General features: G+C 72.0%; 26 protein-coding genes. 14 read left to right on the top strand and 12 right to left on the bottom strand.

Annotated features, from left to right (window positions below; genetic code table 11):
• Window positions 1–10: 10 nt before the first annotated feature.
• Window positions 11–433 (bottom strand): excalibur calcium-binding protein, encoded by a 423-nt coding sequence (locus QF034_RS06000; RefSeq protein ID WP_307173955.1) that lies wholly within the window; start codon window positions 431–433, stop codon window positions 11–13.
• A 230-nt stretch (window positions 434–663) separates the two neighbouring features.
• On the opposite strand from QF034_RS06000, the gene fabG reads away from it, so the two are divergent.
• The 5 genes from fabG (at window position 664) to QF034_RS05975 (ending at window position 5,443) form a co-directional block, all read left to right on the top strand.
• Complete coding sequence (gene fabG / locus QF034_RS05995; RefSeq protein WP_307173954.1) at window positions 664–1,425, top strand: 3-oxoacyl-ACP reductase FabG; 762 nt, start codon at window positions 664–666, stop codon at window positions 1,423–1,425.
• Between the two features lie 21 nt (window positions 1,426–1,446).
• Complete coding sequence (locus tag QF034_RS05990) at window positions 1,447–2,199, top strand: SDR family oxidoreductase (protein ID WP_307173953.1); 753 nt, start codon at window positions 1,447–1,449, stop codon at window positions 2,197–2,199.
• Between the two features lie 197 nt (window positions 2,200–2,396).
• Complete coding sequence (locus tag QF034_RS05985; RefSeq protein ID WP_307173952.1) at window positions 2,397–3,983, top strand: ABC transporter substrate-binding protein; 1,587 nt, start codon at window positions 2,397–2,399, stop codon at window positions 3,981–3,983.
• 163 nt (window positions 3,984–4,146) lie between these two features.
• Window positions 4,147–4,830 (top strand): uracil-DNA glycosylase, encoded by a 684-nt coding sequence (gene ung / locus QF034_RS05980; protein WP_307173951.1) that lies wholly within the window; start codon window positions 4,147–4,149, stop codon window positions 4,828–4,830.
• Between the two features lie 97 nt (window positions 4,831–4,927).
• Window positions 4,928–5,443: a hypothetical protein gene (locus tag QF034_RS05975; protein WP_307173950.1), complete on the top strand. Its 516-nt coding sequence runs from the start codon at window positions 4,928–4,930 to the stop codon at window positions 5,441–5,443.
• Between the two features lie 269 nt (window positions 5,444–5,712).
• On the opposite strand, the gene QF034_RS05970 is transcribed toward QF034_RS05975, so the two are convergent.
• The 3 genes from QF034_RS05970 to QF034_RS05960 form a co-directional block, all read right to left on the bottom strand.
• A complete protein-coding gene (locus QF034_RS05970) occupies window positions 5,713–6,237 on the bottom strand; it encodes a hypothetical protein (RefSeq protein WP_307179810.1) in 525 nt (174 codons plus the stop codon).
• Window positions 6,238–6,363: 126 nt separating this feature from the next.
• Entirely contained in the window at window positions 6,364–6,876 is a 513-nt protein-coding gene (locus QF034_RS05965) for a DinB family protein (RefSeq protein WP_307173949.1), read from the bottom strand.
• A 45-nt stretch (window positions 6,877–6,921) separates the two neighbouring features.
• Window positions 6,922–7,512 carry a TetR/AcrR family transcriptional regulator gene (locus QF034_RS05960; protein ID WP_307173948.1) on the bottom strand — a complete coding sequence of 197 codons (591 nt, stop codon included), beginning with the start codon at window positions 7,510–7,512 and terminating at the stop codon, window positions 6,922–6,924.
• Between the two features lie 106 nt (window positions 7,513–7,618).
• Here QF034_RS05960 and QF034_RS05955 point away from each other — a divergent pair, with 106 nt between their 5' ends.
• Entirely contained in the window at window positions 7,619–8,803 is a 1,185-nt protein-coding gene (locus QF034_RS05955; protein ID WP_307173947.1) for an FAD-dependent monooxygenase, read from the top strand.
• A gap of 13 nt (window positions 8,804–8,816) precedes the next feature.
• Window positions 8,817–9,722, top strand: coding sequence for a Gfo/Idh/MocA family protein (locus QF034_RS05950; protein ID WP_307173946.1), 906 nt, complete (start codon window positions 8,817–8,819; stop codon window positions 9,720–9,722).
• On the opposite strand, the gene lnt is transcribed toward QF034_RS05950, so the two are convergent.
• The 5 genes from lnt to QF034_RS05925 form a co-directional block, all read right to left on the bottom strand.
• On the bottom strand, window positions 9,646–11,211 hold the full coding sequence (gene lnt / locus QF034_RS05945) for an apolipoprotein N-acyltransferase (RefSeq protein ID WP_307173945.1): 1,566 nt from the start codon (window positions 11,209–11,211) through the stop codon (window positions 9,646–9,648). The genes QF034_RS05950 and lnt overlap by 77 nt on opposite strands.
• Before the next feature lie 73 nt (window positions 11,212–11,284).
• Window positions 11,285–11,755: a nuclear transport factor 2 family protein gene (locus QF034_RS05940; RefSeq protein ID WP_307173943.1), complete on the bottom strand. Its 471-nt coding sequence runs from the start codon at window positions 11,753–11,755 to the stop codon at window positions 11,285–11,287.
• 52 nt (window positions 11,756–11,807) lie between these two features.
• Window positions 11,808–11,987 carry a hypothetical protein gene (locus tag QF034_RS05935; RefSeq protein ID WP_086562056.1) on the bottom strand — a complete coding sequence of 60 codons (180 nt, stop codon included), beginning with the start codon at window positions 11,985–11,987 and terminating at the stop codon, window positions 11,808–11,810.
• A 97-nt stretch (window positions 11,988–12,084) separates the two neighbouring features.
• The gene (locus QF034_RS05930; RefSeq protein ID WP_307173942.1) at window positions 12,085–12,960 is read right to left on the bottom strand and encodes an undecaprenyl-diphosphate phosphatase; all 876 of its coding nucleotides are present in this window, start codon (window positions 12,958–12,960) and stop codon (window positions 12,085–12,087) included.
• A 160-nt stretch (window positions 12,961–13,120) separates the two neighbouring features.
• Complete coding sequence (locus QF034_RS05925; RefSeq protein WP_307173941.1) at window positions 13,121–13,591, bottom strand: winged helix-turn-helix transcriptional regulator; 471 nt, start codon at window positions 13,589–13,591, stop codon at window positions 13,121–13,123.
• Window positions 13,592–13,685: 94 nt separating this feature from the next.
• Here QF034_RS05925 and QF034_RS05920 point away from each other — a divergent pair, with 94 nt between their 5' ends.
• Window positions 13,686–14,855 carry a thiolase family protein gene (locus tag QF034_RS05920; RefSeq protein WP_307173939.1) on the top strand — a complete coding sequence of 390 codons (1,170 nt, stop codon included), beginning with the start codon at window positions 13,686–13,688 and terminating at the stop codon, window positions 14,853–14,855.
• Between the two features lie 23 nt (window positions 14,856–14,878).
• Here the strand turns inward: QF034_RS05920 and QF034_RS05915 are convergent, their stop codons facing one another.
• Window positions 14,879–15,670: a TVP38/TMEM64 family protein gene (locus QF034_RS05915; protein WP_086562052.1), complete on the bottom strand. Its 792-nt coding sequence runs from the start codon at window positions 15,668–15,670 to the stop codon at window positions 14,879–14,881.
• Window positions 15,671–16,021: 351 nt separating this feature from the next.
• On the opposite strand from QF034_RS05915, the gene tuf reads away from it, so the two are divergent.
• Both tuf and QF034_RS05905 read left to right on the top strand, forming a co-directional pair.
• A complete protein-coding gene (gene tuf, locus QF034_RS05910) occupies window positions 16,022–17,191 on the top strand; it encodes an elongation factor Tu (protein WP_307173938.1) in 1,170 nt (389 codons plus the stop codon).
• Window positions 17,192–17,291: 100 nt separating this feature from the next.
• Window positions 17,292–18,137 carry a spermidine synthase gene (locus tag QF034_RS05905; RefSeq protein WP_307173937.1) on the top strand — a complete coding sequence of 282 codons (846 nt, stop codon included), beginning with the start codon at window positions 17,292–17,294 and terminating at the stop codon, window positions 18,135–18,137.
• A gap of 71 nt (window positions 18,138–18,208) precedes the next feature.
• On the opposite strand, the gene QF034_RS05900 is transcribed toward QF034_RS05905, so the two are convergent.
• Window positions 18,209–19,222, bottom strand: a complete 1,014-nt coding sequence (locus QF034_RS05900; RefSeq protein ID WP_307173936.1) for a DUF8017 domain-containing protein — start codon at window positions 19,220–19,222, stop codon at window positions 18,209–18,211.
• A gap of 161 nt (window positions 19,223–19,383) precedes the next feature.
• Between QF034_RS05900 and QF034_RS05895 the strand changes: the two genes are divergently transcribed.
• Window positions 19,384–19,836 (top strand): DUF4442 domain-containing protein, encoded by a 453-nt coding sequence (locus QF034_RS05895; RefSeq protein ID WP_236711722.1) that lies wholly within the window; start codon window positions 19,384–19,386, stop codon window positions 19,834–19,836.
• A gap of 84 nt (window positions 19,837–19,920) precedes the next feature.
• Here QF034_RS05895 and galU read toward each other — a convergent pair whose 3' ends face one another.
• Window positions 19,921–20,868, bottom strand: a complete 948-nt coding sequence (gene galU, locus QF034_RS05890) for a UTP--glucose-1-phosphate uridylyltransferase GalU (RefSeq protein ID WP_307173935.1) — start codon at window positions 20,866–20,868, stop codon at window positions 19,921–19,923.
• 351 nt (window positions 20,869–21,219) lie between these two features.
• Here galU and QF034_RS05885 point away from each other — a divergent pair, with 351 nt between their 5' ends.
• The 3 genes from QF034_RS05885 (at window position 21,220) to QF034_RS05875 (ending at window position 26,413) form a co-directional block, all read left to right on the top strand.
• On the top strand, window positions 21,220–23,100 hold the full coding sequence (locus tag QF034_RS05885; RefSeq protein WP_307173934.1) for an RICIN domain-containing protein: 1,881 nt from the start codon (window positions 21,220–21,222) through the stop codon (window positions 23,098–23,100).
• A gap of 230 nt (window positions 23,101–23,330) precedes the next feature.
• On the top strand, window positions 23,331–25,718 hold the full coding sequence (locus QF034_RS05880; RefSeq protein ID WP_307173933.1) for a phosphoketolase family protein: 2,388 nt from the start codon (window positions 23,331–23,333) through the stop codon (window positions 25,716–25,718).
• 71 nt (window positions 25,719–25,789) lie between these two features.
• On the top strand, window positions 25,790–26,413 hold the full coding sequence (locus QF034_RS05875) for a DedA family protein (RefSeq protein ID WP_307173932.1): 624 nt from the start codon (window positions 25,790–25,792) through the stop codon (window positions 26,411–26,413).
• Window positions 26,414–26,466 lie beyond the last annotated feature (53 nt).

Genomic DNA, 26,466 nt, shown 5'->3' with positions numbered 1-26,466 from the left:
CCCCCGGACGTCAGCGTCGGCGGCGCTTCACCGCGTAACCGGCGGCGACGGCGGCACCCGCCGCGAAGGTCAGGCCGATGGCGAGGTCCCAGTCGCTCGGCCCCGAGGTCACCGCACCCCCGAGCCCGCCTCGCGCGCCTCGGGTCGGGACGACGGTGGGAGTGGCGGTGACGGGAACGGAGGGACTGGGCGAGGTGGTGGGGGAGATGACCCCGCGGCGGGCCAAGGCCTCACACGCGATGCCGTCGTCCGGGCCCTGGTCCTCGTCGAGTCTGTTGGGATCACTGGGATCCGCGTCGAAGACGGCCTGCGCGTCCTCCTGGAACGAGAAGTCGCGGCAGTCCAGGTCCTGCCGGGCATGAGCGGGGTCGGCCAACGGCACGATCGCGGCGATCGCGAACAGCGTGCCTATGGCACCGGTACGACGGCGCATGGAGTGCCTCCCTTCCGGCCACGAGTGGCTCGGGCTCCGACGCTAGGCGCCGAGAGGCACGGCGGCGCGCCGCCGTGGGCCGATCGGGTGTCCGGGAGGGCGCCGCCGGGCAGAGTGGGCACGGGTAATGGATCACATGCCGAGCGTGCCCGTTGACACCGCGTGCCAGGGCTTCTAGCGTCACACCCACTGAAGGTACTAAGCGGTCGCTCACCTGAGGAGAAGCAGCCATGTCCACCACTGAGCAGCGGGTCGCCGTCGTCACCGGTGCCGCGCGCGGGATCGGCGCCGCCACCGCCGTACGGCTGGCAGCCGAGGGCCGCGCGGTCGCCGTGCTCGACCTCGACGAGGCGGCCTGCAAGGACACCGTCGAGAAGATCACCGCCGCCGGCGGCAAGGCCATCGCGGTCGGCTGCGACGTCTCGGACGAGGCGCAGGTCGAGGCGGCCGTCGCGCGGATCGCCGCGGAGCTCGGCGCGCCGACGATCCTGGTCAACAACGCCGGCGTGCTGCGCGACAACCTGCTGTTCAAGATGAGCGTCTCCGACTGGGACACCGTCATGAACGTGCACCTGCGTGGCGCCTTCCTGATGTCCAAGGCCTGCCAGAAGCACATGGTGGACGCGGGCTTCGGCCGGATCGTCAACCTGTCGTCGTCCTCGGCGCTGGGCAACCGCGGGCAGGTCAACTACTCGGCCGCCAAGGCAGGCCTCCAGGGCTTCACCAAGACCCTCGCCAAGGAGCTCGGCAAGTTCGGCGTCACCGCCAACTCCGTCGCCCCCGGCTTCATCGCCACCGAGATGACCAAGGCCACCGCCGACCGCGTCGGCATGGGCTTCGAGGACTTCAAGGCCGCCGCCGCCACCCAGATCCCGGTGGCGCGCGTCGGTGAGCCCGAGGACATCGCCAACGCCATCGCCTTCTTCACCGGCGAGGCGGCCGGGTTCGTCTCCGGCCAGGTGCTGTACGTGGCCGGCGGACCGCTCGACTAGGGATCACAGGAGCTCACGGACATGACTGAACTCTCCGGCAAGGTCGCGCTCGTCACGGGCGCCAGCCGCGGCATCGGCTACGGCGTCGCCGAGGCGCTCGTCGCGCGCGGCGACCGCGTGTGCATCACCGGCCGCACCGAGGACGCCCTCAAGGAGGCCGTCGAGAAGCTCGGCTCGGACCGCGTGATCTACGCGGTGGGCAAGGCGCACGACGAGGCCCACCAGGCCGCCGCCGTCGAGCGCACGATGGAGGCCTTCGGCCGCGTCGACTACCTGGTCAACAACGCCGGCACGAACCCGGTGTTCGGCCCGATCGCCGATCTGGACCTGAACGTCGCCCGCAAGGTCTTCGAGACCAACGTCGTCTCGGCACTGGGCTTCGCCCAGCGGACCTGGCACGCCTGGCAGAAGGACAACGGCGGCGCGATCGTCAACATCGCCTCCGTCGCCGGCCTCTCGCCCTCGCCGTTCATCGGCGCGTACGGTGTCAGCAAGGCGGCGATGATCAACCTGACCGTGCAGCTGGCGCACGAGTTCGCGCCCAAGGTGCGGGTCAACGCGATCGCCCCGGCCGTCGTGAAGACCAAGTTCGCCACCGCCCTGTACGAGGGCCGGGAGGAGGAGGCCGCCGCGGCCTACCCGCTCGGCCGGCTCGGTGTGCCCTCCGACATCGGCGGCGCGGCGGCGTTCCTCACCTCCGGGCAGTCCGACTGGGTCACCGGCCAGACGCTCGTCGTGGACGGCGGCATCTTCCTCAACGCCGGCACGGGCTGACCTCGGCGACGGCACGGCCCGGCACGGGCGCCCCTGGGGACAGGCGGCGCCCGCATCGGCGTAAAGGTGCCGCAAAGCCGATGACAACGTAGTCACAGGTTTATCGATCAAGAGGTCATGTCCCGGGGCGGGGCAGCGGGCACGGCACTGCGGTATGGTCTGCCGACCCTTGGTATGGCAGATCGAGGAGCGTGCGCGTGTTCAACCGGAACCGATGCCTGCGGCGGGTGGCGGCCATCGCGTCCATATCGTCCCTGGTCGCCGGGTGCGGCGTGTTGTCGTCCGACACTCCGGAGGACGAAGGGCCGATCGTCGTGGGCACCACCAGTGCCCCCAGCACGCTCGACCCTGCCGCCTCCTGGGACAGCTCCTGGGAGCTGTTCCGCAACATTTACCAGACGCTCCTGAGCTATCCGACCGGCGCGAGCGAGCCCCAGCCGGACGCCGCCGAGAGCTGCGGCTTCAGCGACTCCTCGAACCAGGTGTACCGCTGCGAGCTGCGCGAGGGCCTGAAGTTCTCCAACGGAGACGCGCTCGATGCCCGGGCCGTGAAGTACTCGTTCGACCGGATCCGCAAGATCAACGTCAACGGCGGCCCGGCCGGTCTGCTCGGCAGCCTGGAGCGGGTCCAGGCGCCGAACGAGCGCGAGGTGATCTTCCACCTCAACAAGCCCGACGCCACCTTCCCGTTCGTGCTCGCCACCCCGGCCATGTCGATCGTCTCCCCGGCGGCCTACCCGGAGAACTCCCTGCGCAAGGGCAGCGACGTCGTCGGCTCCGGGCCGTACGCCCTCGACTCCTACGACGAGGGCAAGGAAGCCGTCCTCGTCCGCAACGACAGCTACAAGGGCTACGCGGAGCGCCGGAACAACGCGGTGACCATCCGCTACTTCCAGGACTCCGGCGCCATGGTCAAGGCCCTGCGGGACGAGCAGATCGACGTCACCTACCGCGGCCTGGGCGCCGGTGACGTGGTCGACCTCCAGAGCAAGTCCTCCACGGAGGAGGAGATCCAGCTCGTCGAGGGCACCGGCACCGACATCAACTACCTGGTGTTCAACCCGAAGGACTCCTGGGCCAACCGCAAGGCCGTGCGCCAGTCCATCGCCCAGGTCGTCGACCGGGCGGCGATCGCCCACAAGGTCTACAAGGACACCGTCGACCCGCTGTACTCCATGGTCCCCAAGGGCCTCACCGGTCACACGACGGGCTTCTTCGACGACTACGGCGACCCGGACGTCGCCAAGGCCCGCAAGATCCTCACCGGCGCGGGCATCAACCGGCGGGTCCCGCTCACCCTCTGGTACACCAGCGACCGCTACGGCTCCGAGACGGCCGCGGAGTTCAAGGAGCTGAAGCGCCAGCTCGATGACTCGGGCCTGTTCTCGATCACCCTGAAGAGCCGCCCCTGGAAGACGTACGTCGAGGGCTACCAGAAGGGCGAGTACCCGGTGTTCGGGCGTGGCTGGTTCCCCGACTTCCCGGACGCCGAGAACTTCATCGCGCCGTTCGTCGGCGAGCAGAACGCCCTCGGAACGCCCTACCCGGCGCCCGAGATCACCGGCGATCTGCTGCCCCGGTCGCGCCGCGAGAGCGACCGCGCGAACGTGGAGAAGGAGTTCGAGGAGGCCCAGCGGATCCTGGTGGACGACGCGCGGCTGCTGCCGCTGTGGCAGGGCCGGCAGTACGTGGCGGCAAGCCGGGACGTCTCGGGCGCGGAGCGGGCCATGGATCCGTCGACGATCATGATGATGTGGGAGCTGCACCGCAAGACCGCCTGGTAGGCGGGGCGGGCACCGGGCTCTCCCGGCAGGTTGTCACCGGGCTCTCCCGGCAGGTTGTCACCGGGCTCTCCCGGCACGTTGTCACCGGGCTTTCCGGCACGTTGTCAGTGGTCGCCGGTAGGTTCGTGGCCTGGAAGTGACCGCACATCGTGAGGACGTTGACGTGACCGACATCGCCATGCTGCCCGAGTCCTGGCGCGGGGTTCTGGGTGACGAGCTTCAGCAGCCCTACTTCAAGGAGCTGACGGAGTTCGTCGAGGAGGAGCGGGCGAAGGGCCCCGTCTATCCGCCGCGCGAGGAGGTCTTCGCCGCGCTGGACGCCACGCCGTACGAGGAGGTGAAGGTCCTGGTCCTCGGTCAGGACCCGTACCACGGCGAGGGGCAGGGGCACGGGCTGTGCTTCTCGGTCCGGCCCGGCGTGCGGATCCCGCCGTCCCTGCGGAACATCTACAAGGAGATGCACGAGGAACTGGGCACGCCGATCCCGGACAACGGCTATCTGATGCCATGGGCCCGGCAGGGCGTCCTGCTGCTCAACGCGGTGCTCACCGTTCGCGGCGGCGAGGCCAACTCGCACAAGGGCCGGGGCTGGGAGAGGTTCACCGACGCGGTCATCCGCGCGGTGGCCGGCCGGCCCGACCCGGCGGTGTTCGTGCTGTGGGGGAACTACGCGCAGAAGAAGCTCCCGCTGATCGACGAGTCGCGCCATGTGGTGGTCAAGGGCGCGCATCCGTCGCCGCTGTCGGCGAAGAAGTTCTTCGGCTCGCGGCCGTTCACGCAGATCAACGCGGCGGTGGCGGCGCAGGGGCACGAGCCGATCGACTGGACGATTCCGAGCCTGGGCTGACGGCTGACGCCCCGGGGCCGTACGGAGCGGCCTCAGCCGGATCCTCCCGGCCTGCGGTTAGCGTCGGGAGGAACAGCGGGCGAGCGGTGCGGAGGGCGTGGTCGTGGAGCGACAGGGACATGCGGTGCCGGATGCCGTGCCGACGCGGATCGGGCAGGTCGTCATGCTGCACCACGCCGGGGACCGGGAGGAGGCCCGGCAGCGGTTCCTCGACCTCTGGGCGGAGATCGGGGAGCACGGCGACCCGCTGCACCGCTGCACCCTCGCCCACTACCTGGCCGACACGCAGGACGATCCCGCCGACGAACTGGCCTGGGACCTGCGCGCGTTGACGGCGGCGGAGGAGATCACCGACGCCGGGATCCCCTCGGGGGAGGGGGCGCTCGCGGTCCGCGCGTTCTACCCCTCCCTGCACCTCAATCTGGCCGCCGACTACGACAGACTGGGCCACCGCGACGCCGCCCGCGCCCACCTGCGGCGGGCCCGCGGAGCGGCCACGGCCCTCACCGACGACCCCTACGGCGAGGGCGTCCGTGCGGCCATCAGCCGACTGGAGTCCCGGCTGGGCGAGGACGGCGGCGGGATGTGGACACCGCCGAGGCAGCGGCCGTAGCGCCCGAAGCGGCGCGGGCCGCTCGGGGCAGTGGGCGTGGTGCCGGGAGAGGCGCGGGGGTCGCTCGGGGCAGCGGCCGTGGCGCCGACGGGGGACGTGGGCCACTCCGGACGTGATCGACCGTCCGAGGTGGTTCTCAGCCTTCCACGCCCGGTGCGTTCGTCGACAGGGTCCGGGTGTGGTCGGCACCCGCCGTGCCGGCAGGCCACGGCCCAGGCGGCGGGTTCCGGCTGAGCCGGGCCTGTTCAAGGGCCCGCCCCGGGCGTCGTTCAATGCCCGTACGTGTCGCGGCAGATCGTCGCCTCCGGGCTGTCCGCCCGCCAGCCCCCGTAGCGCCTGCCCAGTGCGCAAATGTCCGTGTTCTTCGGGACGTTCTCCTGGACGTCCTGGCGTACCGACTCCGGGACCCCGGGCAGGCCGGTGTGCGGACGCCGTGGGCCGCGCGGGGCCGGTTCGGGGCGTTCCGGGCGGGCGGGGCGCGGGCGGACGTCGCGGGGGGCGGGCGGCTGCCGCCGCTGCTGTGGCGCGGTGGCCGGAGGCGTGGTCAGGCGCGACGGGGACGCGGCCGGCTCCGGGCGGGTGGACGTCTCGATGAGTTCCAGGGCCTCGCGGGCCGGTGCCTGCACGATCTGCGTCTCCGACTGCTCCTCCGGCTGCGGCGCCGACGTCCGGGCCGGGGCCGCGGGCGGCCCGGGAGCGAGGGGACGCTGGACCGTCACACAGCCGGAGAGGGCCGAGACCGCCACGGTCACCAGGAGCGTCGCTGTGGTCGTCGTTCGATGCACCCGCGTCACTCTGGTGCGTCCGGCCCGCGGCAGGGCAGCGGACGGGCGGAGGATGCCCCGCACGGGTGATCTCGCTCCCCGTACGGAGACAGTCGGCCCGTCCGGGGTGACGTCGTCGGCCGGTCCCGGCCGACGTCAGTCGCCGGTCGAGCCGTCGATGCGCTCGCGGAGCAGGTCGGCGTGGCCGTTGTGCCGCGCGTACTCCTCGATCATGTGGGTGTAGAGCCACCGCAGGTTGAACCGCTCGCCGGTGCGGCGGTGCTTGCCCTCGGAGAGGTCGTCCAGGCCGAAGCGGGCGGCGTTGCTCCGGGCGGTCTCGATCTCGGCCTGCCAGGCGGCGTGGGCCTCCGCGTAGGTGTCCGCCTCCGTCAGACGGAAGTCGGCGTCCGGGTCCTCGTCGCTCCAGTAAAGCGGCGCCACGTCCTCGTTGGTCAGCACCCGGCGGAACCAGCTCCGTTCCACGTCCGCCATGTGCCGCACCAGCCCCAGCAGGGACAGGTCGGAGGGCTCCACGGCGGGGGACCTGAGCTGCTCGTCGGTCAGGCCCTCGCACTTCCACGCGAGGGTCTGCCGGTGGAACTCCAGCCAGCCCTCCAGCATGGTCCGTTCGTCGGCGGTCGTGGCAGGCATACTGCGTTCGGTCGTCATGTCCGCATCCTTTCCCAACGCCCCCCTGCCCGACCACGGCTTTTTTCAGGCCCCCAGCATCCCGTCCAGCAGCTCCCGCAGCCCGGCCCGCACCTCCTCCAGGCCCGGCACCTCGGCACTGAAGGACCCCGCCACACAACTGAACATCAGCCCGTCCGACCAGGCGATCAGGGACAGCGTGTGCCGGGCCGGATCCGTCGAGCCCATCCCGGTGACGAGGGCGGCCAGCTGCTCACGGAAGCGGGCGCCCGTCGCGTCGAAGTACGCCCGCAGCTCCGGGCGGCGCGTGGCCTCCAGGGCCAGTTCGTAGCGGGCGAGGGTGAGTTCGCGGTTGCGGGTCAGGGCCCGGTGGGTGGCCAGGGCCAGCGCGTCCGCCAGGGGGCCGGCCCCGGCCCGGGGGTCCGGCATCTCGTGCAGCGCCAGCACTCGTGCCTCGCGGTCGGCCAGGCGCCGCACCGCCAGTTCCAGCAGGGCCTGCCGGGTCCGGGCGAGGTTCGACGTGGAGCCCTGGGGGAGTCCGGCCGCCTCGTCTACCGCCCGGTGCGTGAGGCCCCGCATCCCGCGCTCGGCGAGCAGGGCGAGGGCGGTGTCGGCGACGAGGTCGGAGCGGGAGGGGCCGGTGGTGCGTACGGACATGGAACTCACGCTACCCGTCTCACTACAGCTGTAGTAAAGTCGACAGGGGACTACAGGTGTAGTAGCGCGGCCGGTTCAGGTCCGGCCGCCGGTCGGAGGAGGAGCCATGACACAGGCGAGGCGGGCTGTCGTGATCGGCGGCGGAATCGGAGGCCTGACCGCGGCGGCCGCACTGCACCTGCGCGGCCGGCAGGTCACCGTGCTGGAACGTGCCCGTTCACTGGAGCCGGTCGGCGCCGCCATCTCGCTCTCTCCCAACTCCCTGCGCGCGCTGGACGTCATCGGCCTCGGCGACGAGATCCGCGACCTCGCCGCCTGGGCGGGGGACGGCGGGTTGCGCACACCGTCCGGCCGGTGGCTCTCGCGTTCCTCCGCCGAAGCCGCCGCCGAGCGGTTCGGCGGCCCCCTCGTGCTGCTGCACCGCGCCACCCTCGTCCAGCGCCTGACCGCACTGCTCCCGTCCGACGCGGTCCGCACGGACGCCGCCGCGACCCTCGTCGACAGCGGCGACACGGGCCGGCCCGCCCGCGTCACCACCGCGGACGGCGAGCTGGAGGCCGACCTGGTGGTGGCCGCCGACGGCGTCCGGTCCGCCGTACGCCGCGCGCTCTTTCCCGGCCACCCGGGGCCCGTCTACTCCGGATTCACCACCTGGCGGGTCGTGCTCCCCGTCCCCGGCGTCGAGTTCGCCTCGCACGAGACCTGGGGCAGGGGCCGCATCTGGGGCACGCACCCGCTCAAGGACGGCCGCGTCTACGCCTACGCCGCCGCCATGACACCCGCCGGTGGACGCGCGCCCGACGACGAGAAGGCCGAGCTGCTGCGCCGCTTCGGCGACTGGCACGACCCGATCCCCGCCGTGCTCGCCGCCGCCCGCCCCGAGGACGTGCTGCGGCACGACGTCCACCACCTCGCCGAACCCCTGCCGGCCTACCACCACGGCAGGGTCGCCCTGGTCGGCGACGCCGCGCACGCCATGCCCCCGACCCTCGGTCAGGGCGGCAACCAGGCCATCGAGGACGCGATCGTCCTCGCGCACCACTGCGACGACCTCCCCGCCTACACCGCCGCCCGGCTGCCCCGTACGACCGCCGTCGCACGCCAGGCCGTGAAGGTCGCCCGGCTCAACCTCATGACCGGCCGCGTCGGGACCGTCGTACGCGACACGGCCGTGGCCGCGCTGTCGAAGGCCGGACCCGCTCTGTTCCTGCGGAGCTTCGACGGCATCGCCGACTGGCGGCCGCCACAGCAGACGTATGCTTCCGAGCAGACCCCGGCCGGCAACCGTTAGAGGAGAGCACCCCGTGAAGGTCGGCTGCATCGGACTCGGCGACATCGCGCAGAAGGCCTACCTTCCGGTCCTCGCCTTCCAGCCCGGGGTGGAGCTGCACCTCCAGACGCGCACGCCCGCCACGCTCGACCGGGTCGCCGACGGCCTCCACATCCCGCCCGAGCGGCGGCACACGACTCTGGACTCCCTCCTCGCGGCAGGCCTCGACGCCGCCTTCGTACACGCGCCCACGATCGTGCACCCGGAGATCGTGAGCCGGCTGCTGGAGGCGGGCGTGCCGACGTACGTCGACAAGCCGCTCGCCTACGAACTCGACGCGTCCGCGCGGCTGGTGGCGCTCGCCGAGGAGCGGGACACCAGCCTCGCCGTCGGCTTCAACCGGCGTCACGCCCCCGGCTACACGCAGTGCGCCGACCATCCGCGCGAGCTGATCCTGATGCAGAAGAACCGCATCGGGCTCCCGGAGGAGCCGCGCACGATGGTCCTGGACGACTTCATCCACGTCGTCGACACCCTGCGGTTCCTGGTGCCCGGAGAGATCGACGACGTCACCGTGCGCGCCCGGGTCCAAGGCGGCCTGGTGCACCACCTCGTGCTCCAGCTCGCCGGGGACGGCTTCACCGCGCTCGGCGTGATGAACCGGCTCAGCGGTTCGGCCGAGGAGATCCTGGAGGTGTCCGGGCAGGACACCAAGCGGCAGGTGGTCAATCTCGCCGAGGTCGTCGACCACAAGGGGCAGCCGACCGTGCGGCGGCGCGGCGACTGGGTGCCGGTGGCCCGGCAGCGCGGCATCGAGCAGGCGGTGCTGGCGTTCCTGGACGCCGTGCGGGCGGGCAGGGTGCTCAGCGCCCGGGACGCGCTGGAGACTCATGAACTGTGCGAGCGGGTGGTACGCGCGGTTCAGGAGCGGACCGCCTGAGCCGCAGCGTCCGTACGCCCTCACCGGCGGCCCACGCGGCGAGGATCAGCATGGCCGCGTGCACGGTCCAGTCACCGAGGCGCACATAGGGCGTGGTGCCGTGGGCGAGGGGCACGTCGTAGACCTGCGTGGCGGACGCGTCCGTCCCGAGCCACGAGCCGACGCGCTCCCCGCTCGGGCCGTAGACGGCGGAGACACCCGTCAGCGTCGCGTGCACCATGGGGCGGCCGGTCTCGGCGGCGCGCAGCGCGGCGAGCGCGGCGTGCTGCTCGGGCGCCCAGCTGTTCTGGAACGTGGACGTCGACGACTGGCCGATCAGCACGTCGACGCCCTCCCGGGTGAGGTGGCGGGTCATGTCGGGGAAGGCCGTCTCGAAGCACACCATCGGGCCGGCGCGCAGGCTGTCCCCCATGTTCATCACGACCGGCTGGGAGCCGCGCATGCGGTCCTCGCCCGCCGCCTTGCCGACGGAGGTGGCCCAGCCGAGCAGGGAGCGGGCCGGGACGTACTCGCCGAAGGGGACGAGCCGCATCTTGTCGTAGCGCTCGCCGGTGAGACCGTCGGGCCCGACCAGGATGGAACTCTTGTAGATGCCGGGCTTGTCGGAGCGCCGGGCGTCCACGTTGACCAGGATGTCGGCGCCCGTCGCGCGGGACAGGTCGGCGAGCCGCCGGGCGAGGTCGGGCCGGTCCCCGAGGTCGAAGCCGACGCTGCTCTCGCCCCAGACGATCAGGTCGACGTCCTGCCCGGCGAGGCGCCGGGTGAGCTGTTCCTCGCGGGCGAGCCGGTGGCTCGGGCCGTCGATGACGCCGGGCTGGACGACGGCGATCCTGACCTGGCCGTCGACGTCGGGGCGCGGAGACAGGGACCAGGCGGCGGAGGTGGCGGCGGCCGTGGCGACGAGACCGGCCATGGCGGGCACGCGGGACTGACGGACCGCGACGAGGACGGCGACCGCGACGTTCATGGCCACGATCAGGAAGCTGAGCAGCCACACCCCGCCGACCGAGGCCAGCCGCAGCGCCGGCTCGACCTGCCACTGACTGGAGCCGAGCATGCCCCAGGGGCCGCCGAGGCCCTGCCAGGAGCGGACCAGCTCGACGGCCAGCCAGCCGGACGGCAGGACGACGAGCGCGGACGCGATCCGCCGCCGCGAGGGCAGGCCTGCCAGCAGCCGGTGCACCAGCCATCCCCACCCGGCCCACAGGGCGCCGAGCAGCGCGGCGAGGACGAACGTGAACACGTGCAGGAAGGGCAGCAGCCAGTGGTGCAGGGCCAGCATGAAGCCGAACCCGGCGCACCAGCCGTCGTACGCCGCGCGTTTCCCGGTCGGCGCGGTGCGCGTCAGCAGGATCCAGGGGACCAGGGCGACATAGGCCCACCACCACAAGGAGGGGGCGGGATAGGCGAATACGGGAAGGGCGCCCGCGATCACAGCGGCGGCCGAGCGCCGCCACGGGGAGGCGAGCCAGTGGCCGAGCGTCTTCATAGGCGCCTCCTACCCCGCGGGTGCCTCCAGTGTGCGCCCTGAGGACGATCTAGGACAGAGGACGCCCGCCGGGTCAGTTGACCACAGGCGCCGTCCGCCGCTCGGGAAGGCGCCGCCACTTCTCCCGGACGACCACCTCGCTCAGCCGCCAGCCGTCGACGGTGCGCCGCAGCGCGAAGGCGTACCGGCCGCCGCCCACGAAGTCGGGCGCGGGCCCTTCGGTGGCCATGGGGTTGATGTAGTCGGCCTGGACCTGGGCCGTGTCGCCGGTGTCCTGCTCCCAGACACCGAAGCGCACCCGCCGGTTGACGATCAGGTGCTGTCGCATCGGGAAGAGGCGCATGCTCTCGGCGAGCCACGCGGCGACCGCCGTGGCCTCCCCCTCGATGCCGCCGGCCGATCGGTAGTCCGCCCGTCCCTGAGGGACGAACAGCCCCCGGTACGCTTCCCAGTCGCCGTCGTCGACCGCCACCGCGTAGTCGGTGATCACTCCGTCGACGGCCAGTCGGTCCCTCACGGTGGCGAGCTCCACGCGCTGCGTCATCGGCTCAGTGTTGGGCATGGCAGGCGCGGAGCCAAGGGGTGTGCGGTGAGCGTCAGGCCGCCTTGACGACGGCGCCGCGGATCGCGGCCGCCCACTCGACGACCAGCAGTTCGTACTCCGCGCGCTCCTCGGCCGACAGGGTGCCGCCCGTGCGCCGCCAGAGCGCACGGATCTCCTCGTTGACCTCGGCGGCGGACCGCACGGAACCAGGGGTCACGAAATCGGGGGACATGCGGACAAGCCTAGGGGCCGCCACTGACAGCCCGCTACCGGACGGCTACCCCAAGGCTATGCGGTTGGTCACGAGACGCGGGTCACAGCCCGCCGGGTCAGCCCGCCGACTCGGCCGCGTGCGGGCTCAGCGCACCCATGCTGACCAGGGCGATGATGAGGATGCCGAGCGCGATCCGGTACCAGACGAACGGCATGAAGCTCTTGGTCGAGATGAACTTCATGAACCACGCGATCACCGCGTAGCCGACCCCGAAGGCGATGACCGTCGCGAAGATCGTCGGCCCCCACGAGACATGGCCGCCCTCCGTCGCGTCCTTGAGCTCGAAGATGCCGGAGGCGAGCACCGCCGGGATCGCGAGCAAAAAGGAGTAGCGGGCCGCGGCCTCGCGCTTGTAGCCCATGAACAGGCCGCCGCTGATGGTGGCGCCGGAGCGGGAGACGCCCGGGATGAGCGCCATGGCCTGGCAGACGCCGTAGATCAGGCCGTCCCGTACGCCCAGGTCCTCCAGGGCCTTGCGCTGCTTGGGGGCGCGGTGCTTGCCGCCGTTCTCGTCCCGTGCCGCGAGCCGGTCGGCGACGCCCAGGACGATGCCCATGCCGATCAGCATCGTCGCGGTGATGCGCAGGTCCCGGAACGGACCCTCGATCTGGTCCTTCAGTGTCACGCCGAGCACACCGATCGGGATCGAGCCGACGATGACCAGCCAGCCCATCCGCGCGTCGGGGTCGCCGCGCAGCTCCTTGTTCGTGAGCGAGCGCGTCCACGCCGAGATGATCCGCCCGATGTCCTTGCGGAAGTAGATCAGCACGGCGGCTTCGGTGCCGATCTGGGTGATCGCCGTGAAGGCCGCGCCCGGGTCCTCCCAGCCCGAGAAGGCCGCCGTCAGACGCAGGTGCGCGCTGGAGGAGACGGGGAGGAACTCGGTCAGCCCCTGGACGAGTCCGAGGATGAGTGATTCGAACCAAGACATGAGGTAGCGGAGTCCAAGTGCCGATCGTGGAACGGACGACGGGCACACCGGGCCGCCGGGTGTGATGACCGGGGGATCATATGTGCCGAGGGGGAAGCGTAGCGCCCCCGGATGTCCGCTCCGACACAGGGGTTTGGCCGGTGCTCCGCGGCAGGCCGGATCAGGCCGCCGTCGGTCCGGTCACCGTCCAGCCGGGCGCCTGGGGGTGGGCCCTGAGGTCCTCGTGGCGCACCTCGTCGCCGCAGCCCCGGCAGGTGACGACCGGGGTGAGCGCCCGGCCGCAGGAGTGTTCCACGACCATCGGACGGTCGCCGTCCGTTCGCAGGTGGCGGTCGCCCCAGGCCATGAGGGTCATCAGCACGGGCTCCAGTTCCAGCCCGGCCCGGGTCGGCCGGTACTCGAAGCGCTGCGGGCGCTCGCTGTAGAGGTGCTTGACCAGGATCCCGGCGTCGACGAGCCGGCGCAGCCGCGTGGCGAGGATGTCGCGCGGTGCGCCGATGTTGCGCACCAGCTGGTCGAAACGGCCGTTGCCGAGGCACACCTCCCGCAGCACGAGCAGCGAGTACTTCTCGCCGACGAGAGCCAGGGTGTCGGCGATGGAGCAGGGGCGCGGTTCTTTGCTGGCGGCCATGCGGCTCAGTCTAGGAGAGGGTTGGATTTTCCAACCCACCGGGCTACGGTGAGTTCGGATTTCCTACTCACTGGTAGCCGTGGAGGCCCGCACCATGCGTGACGCAGTCATCGTCGAAGCCGTACGCACCCCGATGGGCAAGGGCAAGCCCCACGGCGCCCTCGCACACGTCCACCCGGTGGAGCTCCTCGCCCACACCCTGCGCACCCTCGTCGAACGCTCCGGCGTCGACCCGGCGCTGATCGACGACGTCATCGGCGGCGCCGTCGACCAGGTCGGCGAGCAGGCCATGAACACCACCCGCTACGCCGCCCTGTCCGCGGGCTTCCCGGAGTCGGTGCCCGCGACCACGGTGGACCGCCAGTGCGGCTCCTCCCAGCAGGCCGTGCACTTCGCGGCCCAGGGCGTCCTCTCGGGCGCGTACGACCTCGTCGTGGCCTGCGGGGTCGAGTCGATGAGCCGGGTGCCGATGTGGTCGAACGTGCCCGCGGGCAAGGACCCCTTCGGCCCCGGGATCGCCGAGCGCTACCCCGAGGGACTCGTCCCCCAGGGCATCAGCGCCGAACTCATCGCCGCCAAGTGGTCGATCGGCCGCGAGCAGATGGACGACTTCGCCGTCTCGTCGCACCACAAGGCCGCGGCGGCCTGGGACGCCGGGCTCTTCGACGCCGAGGTCGCGCCCCTGGAGGGTGTCACGCGCGACGAGTGCGTACGGCCCGGCAGCACCCCCGAGATCCTCGCCGGCCTCAAGCCCGCTTACCACGACCCCGGCTTCGCCGAACGCTTCCCGCAGATCGAGTGGAACATCACGGCGGGCAACGCCAGCCCGATCAACGACGGAGCCTCGGCGGTGCTCATCACCTCCAGCGAGACGGCGGCCCGGCTCGGCCTGCGCCCGCTCGCCCGGTTGCACAGCTTCGCCGTCACCGGCTCCGACCCGCTGCTGATGCTCACCGGTGTCGTCCCGGCGACCGAGAAGGTACTGCGCAGGGCCTCGCTGACCCTCGACGACATCGACCTGTTCGAGGTCAACGAGGCGTTCGCGGCCGTCGTCCTGGCCTGGCAGCAGGAGACCGGCGCCGACCTCGCCCGGGTCAACGTGCACGGCGGCGCGATCGCGCTCGGCCACCCGCTCGGCGCGAGCGGCACCCGGCTGACGACGACGCTGGTGCACGCGATGCGCGAACGGGGCGCCCGGTACGCGCTCCAGACCATGTGCGAGGCGGGCGGGCTCGCCAACGCCATGGTGCTGGAACGGGTGTGAGCCGGGGCGGGCGTAACGGTTGGTCAGAGCTGGCGCAGGCGGTGCCGCTTGCGCCACGCCACCACCACGCCCGCCAGGGCGGGCAGGGCTATGCAGGCCAGGGCGATCAGGAAGGCGGGGGACGTCGGGGCGGAGGCGCGGGCGCCGGCGACGGCGTAGGCGGCGGTGTTCGGGATCGAGCCGAGGCCCGTCGCCAGCAGGAACGGCAGCAGGCCCATGCGGGAGAACGAGGCGCAGTAGTTCGCGGCCCAGAACGGCACACCGGGGAAGAGCCGCACCACCAGCATCGAGCGGAAGCCGTGCCGGCTGAGCTGACCGTCCGCGGCCTTCAGCCAGCGCCCGCGCAGCAGCGGCCGCAGGGCGTCCTGGCCCAGCGCGCGGCCCAGGCAGAAGGCGATCCCGGCACCGAGCACCGTGCCCGCCAGCGCCACGCCGGTGCCCAGCTGCGAACCGAACAGCGCCCCCGCCGCGAGGTTCAGCAGCGGCCTCGGTACGAACGCCACCGTGCACACGCCGTACGCCACCGCGAACACCAGCGCCGCCATGGCGCCGCCGAGCTGTGGCGGCCAGCCCTGCGTCAGCAGCCGCTGCGGCTCGAACAGCAGCACCCCGCACGCGCCGGCGGCGAGCAGCGCGACGAGCAGGGACAGCCGCGACCACGGGGAGAGCAGAACTCTGGTGCAGCGAGCGGTGAAACCGGTGGACGGGACGGGCGAGGCGGTCGTTGCCGAGGGGACGGCGACGGCGAGCTCCGCGGTGCTGGCCCGGGGAGAGGCCGTGGCGGTGCCCCCAGAGCGGGTGGTGGCATCGAGCATCCGGTGACACTAACCGACATATGTGTGTGATCGCCGTATGGTTCGTCTCACCAGCGTCACAGACAGCCGTCCGCATCCCCGCGCGGGACCGACGGAGCAGACGCCGAAAACCGTTCGACGTGCGGTGAAGCGTCGGCGATGATCTGACGCATGTTCCGGCACGCCTTCACCCTCGCAGCATCCGTGGTCACGGATGCCCCGAAGGCTGCCGTCGTGGTTGTCACGGCCGTTGCGGACGGCGTCCGAAGCTGACCCTCTCCGGTTCGTCCGGCGGACCCCGCAAGGGGAGGGTCGGCAGGTCCTCGGGGTCCCACGTTCTTCTTCGCCGATCAGACGCTTCGAGGTACAGCCATGTCCAAGACGGCCTACATCCGTACGAAACCACACCTCAACATCGGCACGATGGGTCATGTCGACCACGGCAAGACCACCCTCACGGCCGCCATCACCAAGGTCCTCGCCGAGCGCGGCACCGGCACGTTCGTGCCGTTCGACCGGATCGACCGGGCGCCCGAGGAGGCGGCGCGCGGCATCACCATCAACATCGCGCACGTCGAGTACGAGACCGACACCCGGCACTACGCGCACGTCGACATGCCGGGCCATGCCGACTACGTCAAGAACATGGTCACCGGCGCCGCGCAGCTCGACGGGGCGATCCTCGTCGTCTCCGCGCTCGACGGGATCATGCCGCAGACCGCCGAACACGTACTGCTCGCCCGGCAGGTGGGCGTCGACCACATCGTGGTCGCCCTCAACAAGGCCGACGCGGGCGACGAGGAGCTGACCGACCTGGTCGAACTGGAGGTCCGCGACCTGCTCACGGCGCACGGCTACGGAGGCGACTCCGTACCCGTCGTACGCGTCTCGGGACTCAAGGCGCTGGAGGGGGACCCGCGGTGGACGGCCTCGGTCGAGGCGCTGCTCGACGCGGTGGACACGTATGTGCCGATGCCGGAGCGGTATCTGGACGCGCCGTTCCTGTTGTCCGTGGAGAACGTGCTGACCATCACCGGGCGGGGGACCGTGGTGACCGGTGCGGTGGAGCGGGGCACGGTGCGGGTCGGGGACAAGGTCGAGGTGCTCGGGGCTGCCGTCGAGACGGTGGTCACCGGGCTGGAGACCTTCGGCAAGCCGATGGAGGAGGCGCAGGCCGGGGACAACGTGGCGCTGCTGTTGCGGGGCGTGCCCCGGGACGCTGTCCGGCGGGGGCATGTGGTGGCCGCGCCGGGGAGTGTGAAGCCGCGGCGGCGTTTCTCGGCGCAGGTGTATGTCCTGTCGGCCCGGGAGGGTGGGCGGACGACGCCTGTCTCCTCCGGGTACCGGCCGCAGTTCTACATCCGGACCGCGGATGTGGTGGGGGTGGTCGACCTCGGTGAGGTGGCGGTGGCTCGACCCGGTGACACGGTTGCCATGACCGTGGAGCTGGGGCGGGAGGTGCCGTTGGAGCCGGGGCTCGGGTTCGCCGTTCGTGAGGGTGGGCGGACTGTGGGGGCGGGGACTGTGACGGTCGTCGGGTGATCGCCTCTTGCTGTGCGTGGGGGACTGCCGGCTGGATGTGGCTGGTCGCGCAGTTCCCCGCGCCCCTGATGGGGCACCGCACCACAGGCACAATGAGAGGGTGAACGAGCCCATCCCCGTGACCCGCGACGTCGATCACGGCACCGCCAAGCTCATGCCCGACGTCGACCGGGAGCGGGCCTGGCTGCTGACCGTCGACGGGGCGCCCCAGTCGTATGTCGATCTGGACGCGCCGACGCATCTGGAGTTCGAGTACGCGCGGCGGCTCGGGCATGTGCTGGACGTGGTCGCGGAGCCGGGGTGTGCGCTGGACGTGCTGCATCTCGGTGGGGGCGCGCTCACACTGCCCCGGTACGTGGCCGTGACCCGGCCGGGGTCCCGGCAGGACGTCGTCGAGGTCGACCGGGGGCTGCTGGAGCTGGTGGCCGAGCATCTGCCGTTGCCGGAGGAGGCCCGGGTCGCGCTGCACACGGCGGACGCGAGGAAGTGGCTGGAGAACGCCGCCACGGACTCGGCCGATGTGATCGTCGCCGACGTGTTCGGCGGTTCGCGGGTTCCGGCGCACCTCACGTCCGTCGCGTACGTCCGTGAGGCCGGCCGTGTGCTGCGGGACAGCGGGGTCTATCTCGCCAACCTCCCCGATGCGGCGCCGTTCGCCTTTCTGCGGTCCCAACTCGCCACTCTGGCGACGGTGTTCGAGGAGCTTGTGCTGATCGCCGAGCCGGGGGTCCTGCGGGGGCGGCGGTTCGGGAACGCGGTGCTCGTGGCCGGGCGCGAGCCGGTCGACGTCGCCGCCCTGGCCCGGCTCACGGCCGCCGACGCCTTCCCGGCCCGGGTCGAACACGGCGACGCTCTGCGGGAGTTCATCGGTGGGGCGCGTGCGGTGCGGGACGAGGACGCCGTGCCGTCACCCGAGCCCCCCGACGGGGCGTTCGGTATCGGCTGACGTGTGCCGGTCCCGAGGTTCCGGTGAGCCGGGCCCGCCCCCTGCCGGGGCGAGCCCGTTCGGCGTCCGCGTCAGCCTCCGGTCGGCTCGCCGTGCAGCCGGACGGTGCTGAGGATCTTCAGGATGGTCTCCTTGGGCACCTCGCCCTTGACGCCCTTGGCCCCGAAGAAGCTCCACGCGACGAAGTCGCCCGCCGAGTTCTTGAAGCCGAAGGTGACCGCCTTGCCGTCGCTCGCGCACTTGCCCTTGTCGGGCGTGTTCTCCGACCACGCCCAGGCGACGCTGCCCTTCACACCGGCGGCCGAGGTGTAGGGCTTGGCCTTCTCGGTCTTGACGCTCTTCTTGTCCGGCTGCGTGTAGCCGCCGTACACCCATGAGGCCGCCTGGTTGAGCGCGACCTCGTCGGTGTTCTTCGCGCCGTCCGCGCCCTTGGTGCCCGTCCCGGCCAGGGACTCGCTCTCGGTCCTGCCGTCCTTGTTGTCGTCGCTCGTGCACCACTCGGACTTGTAGAAGGCCGGCGCGGACATGAGGATGAGCGGCTTGCCGTCGTCGGACTTCTCGTCCTCGAAGAAGACGTACGACGTCGGGGAGGCGACCTCCCAGTCCGCCGGGACGTCGAAGGCCGTGCCCCACTTGGGGTTGATGACGACCTTCCAGCCCTTGACCGTGGGCTTCTCCTCCTCGCCGCCGCGAGGGTTGTCGCCCGTGGCGGGTGCGCTCGACTCCGTGGACGGGCTCGCCGGCGCGGTGGTCTTCTTGCCTCCGCCCTTGCCGCCGTCCGCGGTGTCGTCCTTGTCGCCGCCCAGCACCAGGAAGCCGGTGACACCGGCCGCCACGACGACCGCCGCGGCGGCGATGATCGCGACCAGCTTCGTCCGGTTTCCGCCTCCGCCCTGCGGGGGCTGCGGCGCGCCGGCCGGCCCGGGGGCGTCCCACTGGGGCTGCTGCCCGTAGGGGTTGGGCTGTTGCTGATAGCCCGGCTGCTGGTACGGATTCGGATTCGGCTGCTGGTAACCCGGCTGCTGGTACGGGTTGTTCGCTTGCGGGTTCTGCTCGCCCCCGGGCGGCTGCTGTCCTGGCCACATGGGCAGCAACCCTAGCCGCGCTCCGGACACGATTCGGTCACTGCCCGTGGACGGAGACGTAGCAACCCGGGAACAGCGGCGCGGACGGGCGGGGGAGGACCGATGCGGCGGTCGTCACACGGGCCTGGCCAGCCGTCTCTACTCGTGAGTAACATGCGGCCATGAGCGCAGACCAGATGTCCATCGGCGAGATGCTCGCCGCCACGGTGCCCATGGCCCGGACCCTGAACCTCGAGTTCCTCGAGACGACGCCGGAGCGGGCGGTGGTGTCCCTGCCCGACCAGGGCGAGTACCACAACCACGTGGGCGGACCGCACGCCGGGGCGATGTTCACGCTCGGCGAGTCCGCGAGCGGGGCCATCGTGCTGGCCGCGTTCGGGGACCAGCTCTCGCGCGCCGTGCCGCTCGCCGTCAGCGCCGAGATCTCCTACAAGAAGCTGGCCATGGGCGCGGTCACCGCGACCGCGACCCTGGGCCGTCCGGCCGCCGAGGTCGTCGCGGAACTGGACGCGGGCGAGCGCCCGGAGTTCCCTGTGGCCATCGCCATCCAGCGGGCCGACGGCGCGGTGACCGGCGAGATGACCGTGGTCTGGACACTGCGTCCCAACGGCTGATCCGGCTTCGCCTGTGCGGGGCCCCGGCTGTGCGGGCCCCGGTCGTGCGTAGGCCCCGGCGCCTGGTGCCGGGACTCTCGCATGTCAGGCGGCGATGTCCCGCCGGGCGGTGCGTGTGCCGTCGAGGCCCGCGACGAACTCCTTGAGCCAGGCCGTGAACTCCGGCCCCAGGTCGGGCCGGTCGCAGGCCAGCCGGACCACCGTGCGCAGATAGTCGGCCTTGTCGCCGGTGTCGTAGCGCGGGCCCTTGAAGACGACTCCGTGCACGGTGCCGCTCGTGGCCAGTTCCTGGAGGGCGTCGGTCAGCTGGATCTCGCCGCCCCGGCCCGGCGGGGTGCGCTCCAGGACGCCGAAGACGTCCGGGTCGAGGACGTAGCGGCCGATGACGGCGTAACGGCTCGGAGCGTCCTGCAGGGCCGGCTTCTCGACCAGGCCGGTGACGCGGACGACGTCCTCCTCGCCGGTCGGATCCACGGCCGCGCAGCCGTAGAGGTGGATCTGCTCCGGCGGGACCTCCATCAGGGCGACCACGCTGCCGCGCCGGCGGTCGCGGACGTCCAGCATCCGGTCGAGCAGGGTCTCGCGCGGGTCGATCAGGTCATCGCCGAGCAGGACCGCGAAGGGCTGGTCGCCGACGTGCCGGCGGGCGCAGAGCACGGCGTGGCCGAGGCCGAGCGGCTCGCCCTGGCGGATGTGGTGGATGCTCGCCAGTCGCGCCGCGTCGCGCACCGCGTCCAGCCGCATGGTGTCGCCCTTGGCGGCGAGGGCCTGCTCCAGTTCGAAGGCGTGGTCGAAGTGGTCCTCGATGGCCCGCTTGTGCCGGCCCGTGACCATCAGGACGTCGTCCAGTCCCGCCGCTGCCGCCTCCTCGACGACGTACTGGATGGCCGGCTTGTCGACGACCGGCAGCATCTCCTTGGGCGTCGCCTTCGTTGCGGGCAGGAAGCGGGTGCCGAGACCGGCGGCCGGGACCACCGCCTTGCGGACGGTGCGGGCGGGGGCGACCGGGGCGGAAGGGTGGGGGGTGATCATGCGGCCCATGCTGGCGGGCGGAGATGGGAGCGCGCCGAGAGCCACATGGGAGCGGGCTGTGGAGTGGGGGATTTCGGGGACCAACCGCCTTTGAGCGCCCACAATGTGAGACCCGTGGCGGCGATGTTTTCGAAAGCCGGTGCGGATACCGCCGGTAACACATCGGAATTCCCCTCGTTTTGAACCTGGGTCATCCGAACTCCTTGTTACCTGTCAGTCGCGTGTGCGAAAGTGAGCCGCCTCACAGCCGGGTCCGCAGCTGACGCGGCACAGGTATGCACCAATCACGCACCTGCTTTCCGACGGACGCGCAATTCGCTTGCCGTCCTGCGGCTGGAAGGAAATGGTTCCGTGCAATCCCCCTACCCCCCACGCCCGCCGTACCCGCCGCGCCCCGGAGCGGGTTCCGCGGATTCCGATCGCAATCTCCTCGCCCGGGTCGGTGACCCCGCCGAAGGCCCGCGCGCCGCCGCGCTGTTGCTGGCCCGGCACTGGCGGGCGGTGTACGAGTACGCCGTGATCTGCCTGGCCTCCTCTGAGGACTCCGCGTCGATGGCGGCCGCCGCCGCGTTCCGCCGGGAACTCGCCCGGCCGGGCGGCGGCGCCCTGCGCCCGCGGCTGCTCGCGGCCGTGCGGGACACGGTCCGGGATTGGGCGGCCGACGACGGCATTTCCGGAGTGCTGCCGGAACTCCGCAAACCCGTAGGTGCTCGCGGGCTGCGGGCCGCGCGGTCCGTGACAGCCGAAAGGCGGCGGCTCGCCGAACGCGCATTCCGGGCCCTTCCGGGGGCTTCCCAATGTCTGCTCTGGCATACGGAGGTCGAGGCCGAGCCCCTATCCGTACCGGCCGGTCTGCTGGGAGTGGACGTCCGTACCGCGTCGGCCGCTCTGGAGGAGGCGCGTGAGCAATTCCGGGTGGGTTGCGTCCGGGCTCACCGGGAACTCGCGCCGACGCGGGAATGCCGCTTCTACAACCGCCTGCTGGACGTTCCGATGCGCCGCGGCGGGTCCCTGCTGCCGGATGTGCAACGGCATCTGATGACCTGCCGCTACTGCCGGCACGCCGCGGAACAACTCAGCCATTTCGAGGACGGGTTGGAGGACCTGCTCGTCGAGACCGTGCTCGGCTGGGGCGCCCGCCGCTACCTCGCGTCACGGCCGGGCCGGGGCGGGGGCCCGGGCGCGCTGCCCGCCGGCCCGGCCGGTGGCCGCCACCGGCTCCGGGCGCACGCCCTGCCGGCGGGCGGCCGGCTCGGGGCGTCGAGAAGACACACGAAGGCGCTGGCCGCCGCGGTCGGGGTGACCTCCCTCGTGCTGCTCGCGACGCTGCTCGCCGCCAGGGGCTGGACGGAGGAGGGCGGCACCGTCACCCCCCAGGCCACCTGGGGAGCGGTCAGCGGCCACTCCGTCGTCCCGGACTCGGAGGGAACCTCCTCGGCCGGCCTCCCGTCGGCCGCGTCCGCCGGCCACCCCGCCGAAGTGGCCCGCGGGCGGCTGCGCAACCTCCACACCGGCCTGTGTCTCGGCGTCCCGGGCGGCCGGGCCCGGGCCGACGCCCGCATGGTGCTGACCTCGTGCTCCACCGCCGGTCCCCTGACGTGGGCGTACCAGGACGACGGCATGCTGCGCAGCGCCGCCGACCCCACGCTCTGCCTCGGCTCGGACACCGCCGAGGGCTCGGTCGTCCTGGCCGGCTGCCTCGTGCACGCAGGAGTCGTGCGCTACGACCTGACCGTGCGCGGCGAACTCCTGCCGCGCGGCGGCAAGGGCCTGGCCCTCGCCCACGGCACGGGCCGGAACGTCATCGTCGCCGGGCGCGACGGGTCCGAGACGCAACGCTGGGTGCTGGACCCGGAGGACCCGGGGAACTCGCGGGACCCGGTCGGCCGGGGGGACACCGGGAAGCGGCAGGGCCAGGACGCGCCTCGGGAGAGCCCCCGGCAAGAGAACCGCCGGGAGAAGGAACCGTATGACGGCGCCCCGCACGGGCAGCTGCCCGAGCCTCCGCGGGGCACGGCCGGGGACCAGCCGCAGGAGCGGTACGAGACGCGGTTCGCCCAGGCGGACTGCTGCGGCACGGCCGAACCGGGACGGGCCCCGACCCCCGGCGACCCGGGCGCGCCCGGCACCGGCGCACTCGGCCCGGCGCCCCGCGCCGACGCACTGGGTTCCGCGACAGTCCCCGTGACGACGGCCGTGACGACGGCACTCCACACCACCGCGCTCCCGTAGACACCGGGGCCTGCCCGGGGACACCCGTCGGGTCACCCGGTCGGGTGGGCCCGCGCGCCCTGTGGACCGGGGCGTCGGCACGGGACCTGCGGCTGAGGACGACCGTACGGATGGGCGGCTGACGGCGCGTGCCGCACCCCCGGCGACAGATGGCCGACAGGCGCCCTGCATCGAACCGGAACAGACTGGTACTCCTCCTGAGGCCGTCGCAGAACCCAGGGAGTCACCTAATGCCCGAGGCCCCGCGCCAGGACAGCAGCACGCAACCGACCGACGAGGAACTGCGCACACTGGACGCCCACTGGCGGGCCGCCAACTACCTGGCGGCCGGTCAGATCTACCTGCTGGCGAACCCCCTGCTGACCGAGCCGCTGCGGCCCGAGCACATCAAGCCGCGGCTGCTGGGCCACTGGGGCACCTCGCCCGGGCTCAACCTCGTCCACACGCACCTCAACCGGGTGATCAAGAACCGCGGGCTGGACGCGCTGTGCGTCTGGGGCCCGGGCCACGGCGGCCCGTCGGTGCTGGCCAACTCCTGGCTGGAGGGCAGCTACAGCGAGAAGTACCCGGACGTGACGCGGGACGCCCGGGGTATGGAGCTGCTGCTGCGGCAGTTCTCCTTCCCCGGCGGCGTGCCCAGCCATGTCGCCCCGGAGGTGCCCGGCTCGATCCACGAGGGCGGCGAACTCGGCTACTCCCTCGCCCACGCCTACGGCGCCGCCCTCGACCACCCCGGCCTGCTGGTCGCCTGCGTGATCGGCGACGGCGAGGCGGAGACCGGCCCGCTGGCCGGATCCTGGCACGCCAACAAGTTCCTCGACCCCGTCCACGACGGCGCCGTCCTGCCGATCCTGCACCTCAACGGCTACAAGATCGCCAACCCGACCGTGCTGGCGCGCCTCCCGGAGCCCGAGCTCGACGCGCTCCTGCGCGGTTACGGCCACGAGCCGATCCACGTCACCGGCGACGACCCGTTGGCCGTGCACCGCGCCATGGCGCAGGCGATGGACACCGCCCTCGACCGGATCGCCGCATTCCAGCGCGCCGCGCGCGAGGACGGCACGACCGAGCGCCCCCGCTGGCCGGTCATCGTGCTGCGCACCCCGAAGGGCTGGACCGGGCCGGCCGAGGTCGACGGGCTTCCCGTGGAGGGCACCTGGCGCGCTCACCAGGTCCCGCTGTCCGCCGTCCGCGACAACCCCGACCACCTGCGCCAACTGGAGAGCTGGCTGCGCTCCTACCGGCCTGAGGAGCTGTTCGACGCCGAGGGACGGCCGGTCGCGGACGTCCTGGCCTGCGTCCCCGAGGGCGGCAGGCGGCTCGGCGCCACCCCGTACGCCAACGGCGGGCTGCTCGTCCGTGACCTGCCGGTCCCGCCCCTGGACGACTTCGCCGTCCCCGTCGACAAGCCGGGCACCACCCTGCACGAGCCCACCCGCGTCCTCGGCGACCTCCTGGCCCAGGTCATGCGGGACACCGCCGACCGTCGGGACTTCCGCCTGGTCGGCCCGGACGAGACCGCCTCCAACCGGCTCCAGGCCGTCTACGACGCCAGCGGCAAGGCGTGGCAGGCCGAAACCCTCGACGTCGACGAGCACCTCGACCGGCACGGCCGGGTCATGGAGGTCCTCTCCGAGCACCTCTGTCAGGGCTGGCTGGAGGGCTACCTGCTCACCGGCCGGCACGGGCTGTTCTCCTGCTACGAGGCGTTCGTACACATCGTCGACTCGATGGTCAACCAGCACATCAAATGGCTGCGCACCTCCCGGCGCCTGCCGTGGCGCGCCCCCATCGCCTCCCTCAACTATCTGCTGACCTCCCACGTGTGGCGGCAGGACCACAACGGCTTCTCGCACCAGGACCCCGGCTTCGTCGACCACGTCCTCAACAAGAGCCCCGAGGTCGTGCGGGTCTACCTGCCGCCGGACGCCAACACCCTGCTGTCCGTCGCGGACCACGTCCTGCGCAGCCGCGACTACGTCAACGTCGTCGTGGCCGGCAAGCAGCCCTGCTTCGACTGGCTGTCCATGGACGAGGCCAAGGTCCACTGCGCCCGCGGCGCCGGCATCTGGGAGTGGGCCGGCACCGAGGACGGCTCCCGCGAACCCGACGTGGTGCTGGCCTGCGCGGGCGACGTCCCCACCCAGGAGACCCTGGCCGCCGCGCACCTGCTGCGCCGACATCTGCCCGACCTGTCGGTCCGCGTGGTGAACGTCGTCGACCTCGCCCGGCTGCTGCCCCGCGAGGAACACCCGCACGGCATGAACGACTTCGAGTACGACGGCCTCTTCACCGCCGACAAGCCGGTGATCTTCGCCTACCACGGCTACCCGTGGCTGATCCACCGCCTGGCCTACCGCCGCGCCGGCCACCAGCACCTGCACGTGCGCGGCTACAAGGAGGCCGGCACCACCACCACGCCCTTCGACATGGTCGTCCGCAACGACCTCGACCGCTACCGCCTCGTCATGGACGTCATCGACCGTGTCCCGGGTCTCGGGGTGCGCGCCACGGCCGTACGCCAGCGCATGGCCGACGCCCGCACCCGCCACCACGCCTGGATCCGCGAGCACGGCACCGACCTGCCCGAGGTCGCCGAGTGGAACTGGAACGCCTGAGCCGCGAAGGACGTCTTGTCACCCGGTAGGCTTCCCGTGCACGCAGGGAAGCTCAGGGAAAGGATCCGGGGTTGCACGTCCAGGAATGGCTCGAAACCGTACCCGCGGTCGCCGTCTACGCACTGGTGGGACTGGTCATCGGCCTGGAGAGCCTGGGCATCCCGCTGCCGGGCGAGATCATCCTGGTCTCCTCCGCGCTGCTGGCCTCCCAGCAGGGCCACATCGACCCCGTCGTCCTCGGCGCCAGCGCCACGGCCGGCGCGATCATCGGCGACTCGATCGGCTACGCCATCGGCCGCAAGGGCGGCCGCCCCCTGCTGGCCTGGCTGGGCAAGAAGTTCCCCAAGCACTTCAGCGAGGGCCATATCGCCACGGCCGAGCGGTCCTTCGAGAAGTGGGGCATGTGGGCGGTCTTCTTCGGCCGCTTCGTCGCCCTCCTGCGCATCTTCGCGGGCCCCCTCGCCGGTGTGCTCCGCATGCCGTACTGGAAGTTCCTCATCGCCAACGTCCTCGGCGGCATCGTCTGGGCGGGCGGCACGACGGCGGTCATCTACTACGTCGGCATCGTCGCCGAGTCCTGGCTGAAGCGCTTCTCCTGGCTGGGCCTGGTGGCGGCGGTCCTCATCGGCCTCACGTCGATGCTGATCCTCAAGCGCAGGGCGAAAAAGACAGCACCTGCTGTCGCCGCGGACTGAAGTCCTGGGGGCGCGGGGAACTGCGCGACCAGCCCCCACCGGGCCGCACCCGC

Origin of the sequence: Streptomyces africanus (assembly GCF_030816955.1) — a bacterium.
Taxonomy (GTDB): domain Bacteria; phylum Actinomycetota; class Actinomycetes; order Streptomycetales; family Streptomycetaceae; genus Streptomyces; species Streptomyces africanus.
This window is presented reverse-complemented; position numbering and strand designations above follow the sequence as displayed.

Bases quoted from the DNA above. Each gene is read 5' to 3' on its own strand.
- QF034_RS05900 (WP_307173936.1), bottom strand. From the start codon at position 19,222: ATGTGGCCAGGACAGCAGCCGCCCGGGGGCGAGCAGAACCCGCAAGCG.
- QF034_RS05880 (WP_307173933.1), top strand. From the start codon at position 23,331: ATGCCCGAGGCCCCGCGCCAGGACAGCAGCACGCAACCGACCGACGAG.
- QF034_RS05920 (WP_307173939.1), top strand. From the start codon at position 13,686: ATGCGTGACGCAGTCATCGTCGAAGCCGTACGCACCCCGATGGGCAAG.
- QF034_RS05915 (WP_086562052.1), bottom strand. From the start codon at position 15,670: ATGCTCGATGCCACCACCCGCTCTGGGGGCACCGCCACGGCCTCTCCC.
- QF034_RS05935 (WP_086562056.1), bottom strand. From the start codon at position 11,987: ATGTCCCCCGATTTCGTGACCCCTGGTTCCGTGCGGTCCGCCGCCGAG.
- QF034_RS05940 (WP_307173943.1), bottom strand. From the start codon at position 11,755: ATGACGCAGCGCGTGGAGCTCGCCACCGTGAGGGACCGACTGGCCGTC.
- QF034_RS05955 (WP_307173947.1), top strand. From the start codon at position 7,619: ATGACACAGGCGAGGCGGGCTGTCGTGATCGGCGGCGGAATCGGAGGC.
- QF034_RS05925 (WP_307173941.1), bottom strand. From the start codon at position 13,591: ATGGCCGCCAGCAAAGAACCGCGCCCCTGCTCCATCGCCGACACCCTG.
- galU (WP_307173935.1), bottom strand. From the start codon at position 20,868: ATGATCACCCCCCACCCTTCCGCCCCGGTCGCCCCCGCCCGCACCGTC.
- QF034_RS05960 (WP_307173948.1), bottom strand. From the start codon at position 7,512: ATGTCCGTACGCACCACCGGCCCCTCCCGCTCCGACCTCGTCGCCGAC.
- fabG (WP_307173954.1), top strand. From the start codon at position 664: ATGTCCACCACTGAGCAGCGGGTCGCCGTCGTCACCGGTGCCGCGCGC.
- QF034_RS05895 (WP_236711722.1), top strand. From the start codon at position 19,384: ATGAGCGCAGACCAGATGTCCATCGGCGAGATGCTCGCCGCCACGGTG.
- QF034_RS05990 (WP_307173953.1), top strand. From the start codon at position 1,447: ATGACTGAACTCTCCGGCAAGGTCGCGCTCGTCACGGGCGCCAGCCGC.
- QF034_RS06000 (WP_307173955.1), bottom strand. From the start codon at position 433: ATGCGCCGTCGTACCGGTGCCATAGGCACGCTGTTCGCGATCGCCGCG.
- lnt (WP_307173945.1), bottom strand. From the start codon at position 11,211: ATGAAGACGCTCGGCCACTGGCTCGCCTCCCCGTGGCGGCGCTCGGCC.
- QF034_RS05930 (WP_307173942.1), bottom strand. From the start codon at position 12,960: ATGTCTTGGTTCGAATCACTCATCCTCGGACTCGTCCAGGGGCTGACC.
- QF034_RS05965 (WP_307173949.1), bottom strand. From the start codon at position 6,876: ATGACGACCGAACGCAGTATGCCTGCCACGACCGCCGACGAACGGACC.
- tuf (WP_307173938.1), top strand. From the start codon at position 16,022: ATGTCCAAGACGGCCTACATCCGTACGAAACCACACCTCAACATCGGC.